Annotated in this window: 8 protein-coding genes; 1 reads left to right on the plus strand and 7 read right to left on the minus strand. The window is 37.4% G+C overall.

The window, feature by feature from the left end; translation table 11 throughout:
* The first annotated feature begins 2 nt into the window (after positions 1 to 2).
* Positions 3 to 557, plus strand: coding sequence for a DUF2911 domain-containing protein (locus AC1DND_RS15955; protein WP_477583058.1), 555 nt, complete (start codon positions 3 to 5; stop codon positions 555 to 557).
* Between the two features lie 94 nt (positions 558 to 651).
* Here the strand turns inward: AC1DND_RS15955 and AC1DND_RS15960 are convergent, their stop codons facing one another.
* The 7 genes from AC1DND_RS15960 to AC1DND_RS15990 all read right to left on the minus strand — a co-directional run.
* A complete protein-coding gene (locus AC1DND_RS15960) occupies positions 652 to 1,116 on the minus strand; it encodes a hypothetical protein (protein WP_477583060.1) in 465 nt (154 codons plus the stop codon).
* Between the two features lie 161 nt (positions 1,117 to 1,277).
* Positions 1,278 to 1,952: a RagB/SusD family nutrient uptake outer membrane protein gene (locus AC1DND_RS15965; RefSeq protein WP_477583062.1), complete on the minus strand. Its 675-nt coding sequence runs from the start codon at positions 1,950 to 1,952 to the stop codon at positions 1,278 to 1,280.
* Positions 1,933 to 2,469 (minus strand): RagB/SusD family nutrient uptake outer membrane protein, encoded by a 537-nt coding sequence (locus AC1DND_RS15970; protein ID WP_477583064.1) that lies wholly within the window; start codon positions 2,467 to 2,469, stop codon positions 1,933 to 1,935. Before AC1DND_RS15970 ends, AC1DND_RS15965 begins: the two co-directional genes overlap by 20 nt.
* Positions 2,470 to 2,480: 11 nt before the next feature.
* Positions 2,481 to 5,594 (minus strand): SusC/RagA family TonB-linked outer membrane protein, encoded by a 3,114-nt coding sequence (locus AC1DND_RS15975; protein WP_477583066.1) that lies wholly within the window; start codon positions 5,592 to 5,594, stop codon positions 2,481 to 2,483.
* 288 nt (positions 5,595 to 5,882) lie between these two features.
* The gene (locus tag AC1DND_RS15980; RefSeq protein WP_477583068.1) at positions 5,883 to 6,749 is read right to left on the minus strand and encodes a helix-turn-helix transcriptional regulator; all 867 of its coding nucleotides are present in this window, start codon (positions 6,747 to 6,749) and stop codon (positions 5,883 to 5,885) included.
* Positions 6,750 to 6,753: 4 nt separating this feature from the next.
* On the minus strand, positions 6,754 to 7,119 hold the full coding sequence (locus AC1DND_RS15985) for a VOC family protein (protein WP_029278084.1): 366 nt from the start codon (positions 7,117 to 7,119) through the stop codon (positions 6,754 to 6,756).
* Between the two features lie 105 nt (positions 7,120 to 7,224).
* Positions 7,225 to 7,798 (minus strand): response regulator (locus tag AC1DND_RS15990; RefSeq protein WP_477583070.1); only part of this gene is annotated, 574 nt, incomplete at its 5' end.

Consider the following 7,798-nt stretch of genomic DNA (forward strand, 5'->3'; position numbering starts at 1 on the left):
TCATTGTTGTTTTCGCTCTTCTTTGTTTTAGCGTAAAGGCTCAACAGGCCCTTACCGCTGAAGTAAAATTTCCTGTTGCAGACCCAAGTCCTGCAGATATTGTTTATTTTCCCCTTAATGCCCCAAAGGTAAAGGCTGGAGACCCAACAAAACCGGTTATAAAGATTGTTTATTCGCGCCCACAGAAAAAAGGACGTGATATTTTTGGCGTTTTAGAACAGTATGGAAACGTTTGGCGTTTTGGAGCCAACGAAAGTACAGAAGTTCGTTTCTTCAAAAAAGTAAGCATTGGCGGCAGAAAAATCAAAGCAGGTACCTATAGCTTATTCGCCATTCCAAACAAAGATACCTGGACGATTATTGTAAATAGCGAAACCGATAAATGGGGTGCTTTTACTTACAATCAGGCTAAAGATATTGTTCGTGTAAATGTTCCGGTTAAAACCATGGCTAAACCGATCGAATATTTCTCTCTAACCTTTACAGAGATTACGGGAGGTGCAAACCTGGTTATTGGCTGGGACAGAACGCAGGTAGAATTACCAATTAATTTTTAAGTCGAAAAGAAATAAAATAAAAAGTCCCGGTTATTGCCGGGACTTTTTTGTTTTGTTCGCTTTTTTAATTTCTCCGCACCTGAGAATAACAATCTTAATTTGAAACGAGTTTTTTAGCCTCGCTTTCGTTGCTGATAAAGACTTTGTAAACCTGGGTAATTTTCCATTCGCCTTCTTTATCTTTCTCGATAATCACAAAGTTTTGTTGTGCGCCATCAAACAATTCGTAATTAATATCTACACGTGCAATTACCAGGGCATCGGTTTCAGAAACGATTGAAGAGCTGATGTTGCAATCTTTCTGAATTACGCCTTCATTTTTCTTCATTTGATTTAACACATCACTTGCTTTATGTTTAATTACCCTTACATCTCTATTCGACGTAAAAACAGCATCCTCACTTAAAACAGCTTTTAACTTTTTATAGTCAGAATTCATATAGCTGTCCATATAATAATTGATAACCGATTTATGGCTTGCAGTTGGTTTTTCAGCTGCAAAAACATTATTTGTGATTGTAATACCTAGTAATAAAATCACCAAAGCTTTTAGTCTCATAACTATCTGTGTTTTTTTATTAAAGGTCGGCTGGAATAAAAGAAAATAATATGCCGATAACACCATAATGCTGAGGTAACTAAAATGTGATATTAAGCAGAAAGCCCTTTCAAAATGAATTGTAAGGGCTTTCTATCGCTTAAATTTTGTAGTAAAAAGCACTAATATCCAGGGTTCTGTTGTGGTTTTAATACTGGATTGGCATCTAGTTCTAGCTGAGGAATTGGTGAAACTAATCTATTATCGCCAGATGCAAAATTTACAATTTTCCAGTGCACCGTAGATCCAGTTCTATTAACTCCTTTGTTAGTACGCAACAAGTCAAAAAATTTATGTCCTTCACCATACAACTCTTTATTGCGCTCTAATAATATTTCTTCGACCAAAGCATTGCCAGTATTCAGAGAAATAACTGTTGCAACTCCTGCCCTTTGTTGTATAGCCAACAAAGCTTGTTTTGCTGCTAGTTCATTACCTAACCTTGCTTCTGCCTCCGCTTCTATTAAATACATCTCTGAAGAGCGTATTAGCACCTGATTATTAGCTGTGGTGGTCGTAAAATCGAACTTATTGATTAGGTATCCCTCACCCCTTCTTCTATATGCTGCGGTACTTGCAGCTGCCGTTGGGCTACTTTTAACCAGAAATTGCTTTTTACGCTCGTCGTTTGCAGCAAAAGAGTTAAAAAAGTCGTCTGTAACTCTAAAACTAGAATAGCCCGAGTCATAAGGATCATAAAAAGATGACACTGCCAAGAAACCTTGGTTATCATCAGTTCTTACATTAATGGCATAAATCCATTCGGAAGTTGGATTACTAAAACCTGTTAACAACACCAAGGGCTTCAGGATTTACGCTGTAAGGTTGGGCAAACCAACGTACCAGCCAAAAGTAAGTATAAGCTCTCAATGCACGTGCTTCCGCTAAATATTCTGTTTTTAAGGCATCACTTATAGGAGCATCCGGAATATTAACAACAAACTGATTTGCATTTGAAATCACCTTATAGCTGTATTGCCACCATGTGTATGCATCGCCATTATTTACTGTTTCTATAAACTGGTATTGTGCCACAAAACGGTTGTAATTTGCAGCACCACTCACAATCATCACATCATTCCCTTTAACATCAACACTCAATATCATGTTGTTGGTATAACCCGAAAAAGTAGTTAGATCGTAAATACCAGTCATGGCGGCCTGGATTTTAGCTCCAGAAGAAAAGGCATCCTTTGCATTGATCTGTTGTGTTGGTATTACCTGCAAAAATTCCTTCTTACATGACGTTGCCCCAACAAAAAGCAACACCACTCCGGCATATAAGGCCGTTTTATATGTTTTTATAATTCTCATTTCTTTATCAATTAAAATCCTACATTAAGACCTAGCGTAAATGTTTTAACATTTGGAATATCGTTATCTGTTAAACCGGTAAGGGCCGACTCTGGATCCATTCCTTTGTGTTTTGCCAATGTAAAAGGATTTTCAGCCATCAGATATACTCGTACATTCGACAAATGGATAGATTCTAACCAGTTTTTCTTTAAAGAATAGCCTAAGGTGATATTTTTAACACGCATAAACGATCCGTCGTATAAAAAACGGGTTGACTGGCTGTTTCCTAAATCGGTATTGTTGATCACAAATCGTGGCACATCAGTGATGTCACCTGGTTTTTGCCAGCTGTTATAATTATCTACAGATAGCTGTTTACCTACAGTACCTCCGCTATGCATCAGGTTACCATATAAGGTGTCATAAATTTTTGCTCCTGTAGAAAAATAAGTAAATACACTTAAGTCAAATTCTTTATATTTCAGGGTATTATTAAAACCTCCGGTGAATTTTGGTAATGARGAACCTAAACCATCGTATCTTGTTGCTGTAGACCAGTTTTTAGTGGTGATCTTGTTACCTGTTGATTGTCCATTCACGATTTCATCAGTAAACCACATCGGTTTGCCGTCTGCAGGATCTACACCTGCATACTCCCGCAAATACCACTGATATCTATCTTCACCCACTTTCCATCTTTTGGTACCGTCAATAACCTCATTTTGGGTCATTGCATTAATTTTATTTTTATTTGATGTAATGTTGAATGATATATTCCAATCAAAATCTTTAGTTTTTACCGGATTTCCATTCAATAAGATCTCAACACCATAATTGTCCATTGATGCGAGATTGGTTATCAAATTGTCAAAACCTGTTAACCGAGTGAGTGGCTGGTCAAACAGTAAGCCTTTCGATCCTCGTTTATAATAAGAGGCCTCTCCACTTATTTTCCCTTTAAATAAGGCAAACTCCAAACCAATATCTACAGTTGAATTCTGTTCCCACTTTAAATTAATATTTTCTAGCTGAACATAATTAATACCTGACTGTCCTTCGTAGTTTTTACCCAGACCATACAAACCCTGTGATGCGTAGCGATCAATCCTATCATTACCAGACGTACCATAACTGGCCCTTATCTTTAATTCATCAATCCAGCTCACATCTTTTAAGAAATTCTCTCTGCCGATGCGCCATCCACCACCAACAGAATAAAATGTTCCATATTTATTATCGTTTCCAAAAACAGATGATCCATCTCTCCTTAAGCTTCCCGATAGATAGTACTTACCTGCATAGTTATATTGCAAACGCGAAAAATACGAGGCAAACCTTTGTTGAGTATAATAAGATTGTACTGTTGATGGTGTTGATGCTGCTATTTGCTCATTAGTACCCGGGAAAGGGAATCCTGTAACCTGCGAGTAGTTAAAATCACGCTTTGAACGGTAAGCCTCTTGGCCTAATAAAACATCAAAATTATGCAGGTTGAAAGTTTTATTATAGGTTATCGTATTTTGAAAAGTTACCGTAACATCTTCTTTTGAGTAGCGGTATGCGCGTCCTTTAACGCTAACACCATCACCATGCTCCATATTATAAAACTGACGCTCACGATTGTTTATGTAATCTACTGCAACCATACTTTTAGCCGTAAAGTCTTTCAAAAATCTAACTTCAGCAAAAGGACTTGTAATTACTCTATTGGTTATGGTATTATATTCGTTTAACTTGGATAAACCCACCGGATTAAAATCTGGGGTAACCGGGTTAATGTAGTTATAAACCGGACTTCCTGTAGCATCATATACAATGTTCCCATTTGCATCGCGCACATATAATGGGTATATGTTTGCTGTTTGATCGGCAAAGTTTACCGGGTTATCTGCACCTGTACTTCCAGCTGGTGTATTTTGTTCGGTACGGGCCAAACTGTTATTGATCCCGATTTTTAAGAAATCCGTTACCTCAGAGTTGATATTGAATTTTCCTGAATAGCGTTTAAAATCCGACCTAATTACAATTCCATTTTGCTCAAAATACCCCCCTGAGAGAAAGAATTTTGTTTTATCATTACCACCACTGGCCGATAGATCGATATTTTTAGTTACTCCTCTACGCAATACTTCATCACGCCAATCGGTATCATAAAGCAATGATGCGCCACTAGCAAGCACACCATTTGCAGCATAAGGATTTGCTGTATTGTAGGGATTCACCACCAATTTAGCATTGGTTAATCCATTTGCTGCAGTAGCCGCGGCATCAGGTGTTAAGCCTGCTGCTAAACGTTGTGCATAATAAACATCCCAATAGGTTTTGTAATACTGGGTGGCATCCATTACCTCATGTTTATCTACTGCCTGGTAGGAATAACCTGTGCTAGAGCTAAGATTTAATTTGGTTTGCCCTGCTTTACCTTGTTTTGTGGTAATTAATACAACTCCATTTGCTGCCCTAGAACCATAAATAGCTGCAGCGGTCGCATCTTTTAATACCGTTACCGAAGCAATATCGTTGGGATTTATTGAGGAAAGTACATCAGAAGTTTGTGCAACCGAACTTAAATCGCCATTAGTAATGGCAATACCATCAACTACATAAAGCGGGGTACTTGAAGCGGTGAAGGAACCTACTCCACGAATCCTAACAGTAGAAGTAGCGCCTGGCTGACCAGATACACTGGTAACTTGAACGCCTGCAGCTGCACCCTGTAAGACCTTTTCAAAAGAAGTAACCGGACGGTCTTTGAAAACGTCCTCTTTAACTACCGCTGCAGAACCCGTAAAGTTTTCTTTCTTTACTGTTCCATAACCAATAACCATTACATCCTGAAGATTTCTAGCTGATGATACCATGCGAATATTTAACGTTTCGCCGGTTATTCTTACTTCCTGCTCGGTATAGCCCACATAACTTAGCACTAGCGTTTGTGCATCTGAAGGTATGGTAATAGAAAAGGTTCCCTGTCCGGTGGTTTGGGTCAGCTGTGTAGTGCCCTTTACTTTTATTGATACGCCGGGCAATGGTAAACCATCATCAGCATCAACCACCTTTCCGGTTATTGTTTTATTCTGCGCCAGGGCGTTGAAATAAGACAAAACCGCAACCATTAAAATCAATAGTAATTTTTGTTTCATGTTTCGAAATAAATAGTTAGTAAATAATTTGTTCTTTAGTTTTAGCAGATACGCATGAAACCAAATCAATAAGCAATTTAGGCGCTGTGAAAATCCAAAAATGTGCGAAAATCACCATTCTGGATAGAAGTAGGCTTTAAACGCAAAAAAGCAAACCCCAATCCTGGCAGTTTGCTTTTTTAATCATTATTAACCTAAACAGGAAAAAACTTCTACAAATTGTCCTGCAAGAGCTTCAAAAATAGTTTCATCCTAACATTCTAAATATGCAGAAATCACTATTTATAATTAGTTCAACCTACTCTTTCTATATTTTAGCGGGGTAATATTGAACGTGTGTTTAAATAACCTGATGAATGAACTTGGGCATTCAAACCCTACTAAACGTACTATTTCGTTTAAGGAATAAGTGGTAGTTTGCAATAGTTTTTTAGCCCTGTTTAATCTTAACTGCACTAAAAACTGGTATGGGCTAATCTCATATGCTTCTTTAAATGTTCTTAGCAAATGGTTAACCGATAAACATGCCTGTTCGGCAATGTTTTCTAATGTTATATTTTGATTGTAATTGCTACTAATGTATTCTTTAGCAAGTGTTAATCTTTTTAAAACCTCTTCACGGGTTTTTGTTTTGATAAAGCTGAGTTTATCCAATTTCTGGGCTACCTCTTTATCATAAATTTTATAATAGTTTAAAAGACAGTGGTACAGGTATTCATTAATCAGCATTTCGTCTTTCAAACCTTTATCGAGCTGACTTTTTAAATGCAGCACATTAAAGCGCATATCGCCAGAAAAAGGATAAAGTGATTCGATAAAAGGAGGTGTTTCCCCAGCTTCTTTTCCGGCAAGCAAACTCTCGTTGCTGTTCGAAAAAGTATGGTGAAAATCTTTAATAAAGTTTTCGCCAAAAGAAACGGAAAATGTATTTACCGGGCTTATCGAATCTATTTTGCTGCTAAAATTTGTTCCGGCATTTACTACCGCGAAAGTATCGGGATAAATGCTAAACTTACGCTTGTTAATTTCGCAATYTTCGGTTCCGTTAAAAACGAATTTAATGGTATAAGCATCGTTCTGTTGCTCGTAAAGAGCCTCACAAGTGCTTTCGCTTATAATTTTATTCCTATTGCTTAATTCTTTTACGTACCTCATAACATTAATCCTCATTGTAGTTACGTTGTTCCAATATGATAAAATGATTACCATAAGGATCAGAAAATTCGATACTCAAGCCCTCACTTAAGTAAGCTGGTCTGTTTTTAAAAATAACCCCTCTCGATTTTAGTCTGCAGTAATCTTCTAAACAGTCATCGCTTGTTAATACAATTTTATTGGTCTGGTTTTGATGCTTTTGTTCTGACAGGAAAATATTGGTCTCGTGATCTGCTTTAACCATGATTCCTTTTTCCTTTTCAGAAATCATTGTCGATTCTGTTGGCATCCCTAAACAGTTGGCATAAAATGCATCTGCATCATTTAGTTGCTTTACTTGCACGTAAAAGAATTTTGCAGATTGGTTCATTGCCTTGTTTAATTGTATGATGTAAAATTAAACTGAAATTGAACCCGAAGCATCACCCAAAAAGGGTGATTTTCGCATTATTTTTTAGCAAAATATAGGTATAGATTAAATAAAGCGCTTTTCTTTGGCTGTTTTAATCGCTTCTGATTTGGAGTTTACATCGAGTTTGATGTAAATATTTTTTACATGGCTTCTTACTGTTTCCTGATCAATAAAGAGATCGTTTGCGATTTGAGATTTTGTTTGTCCATTTGCAATCCGATCTAATATTTCGGTTTCGCGTTTAGTTAAAGGAGAATTCAGGTTTTTTTGAAAAGAATGCATTACGATGCGCGCTACATTTGTACTCATGGCGCCCCCGCCGGTACTCACTTCTCTTACGGCATCTATAATTTTTGAGGCGCTCGAATTTTTGGTGAGGTAGCCACCTGCGCCCATGGTAAGAGCTTCGAAAACCAATTCGGGCGAATCAAAAACGGTGAGGATAATAATATTCGCGTTAGGTAAGGCTTTTTTGATAAAAGGTAAGGCCTGCAGCCCGTTGGTGCCTGGCATCTGGATATCGAGCAAAATCACATCTGGATGATCGGCCTCTAAGTATTTTTTGGCCAAATCGTATGATGCATAGGCGTTAACGACTACAAAATCTTCAACATCGCTTAATAACGATTCATAACCC

The sequence above is a fragment of the Pedobacter sp. 01N416 genome (genome assembly GCF_056399685.1).

Excerpts from the sequence above, each read along its gene's own strand:
- AC1DND_RS15960 (WP_477583060.1), bottom strand. The coding sequence starts at position 1,116 with ATGAGACTAAAAGCTTTGGTGATTTTATTACTAGGTATTACAATCACA.
- AC1DND_RS15970 (WP_477583064.1), bottom strand. The coding sequence starts at position 2,469 with ATGAGAATTATAAAAACATATAAAACGGCCTTATATGCCGGAGTGGTG.
- AC1DND_RS15985 (WP_029278084.1), bottom strand. The coding sequence starts at position 7,119 with ATGAACCAATCTGCAAAATTCTTTTACGTGCAAGTAAAGCAACTAAAT.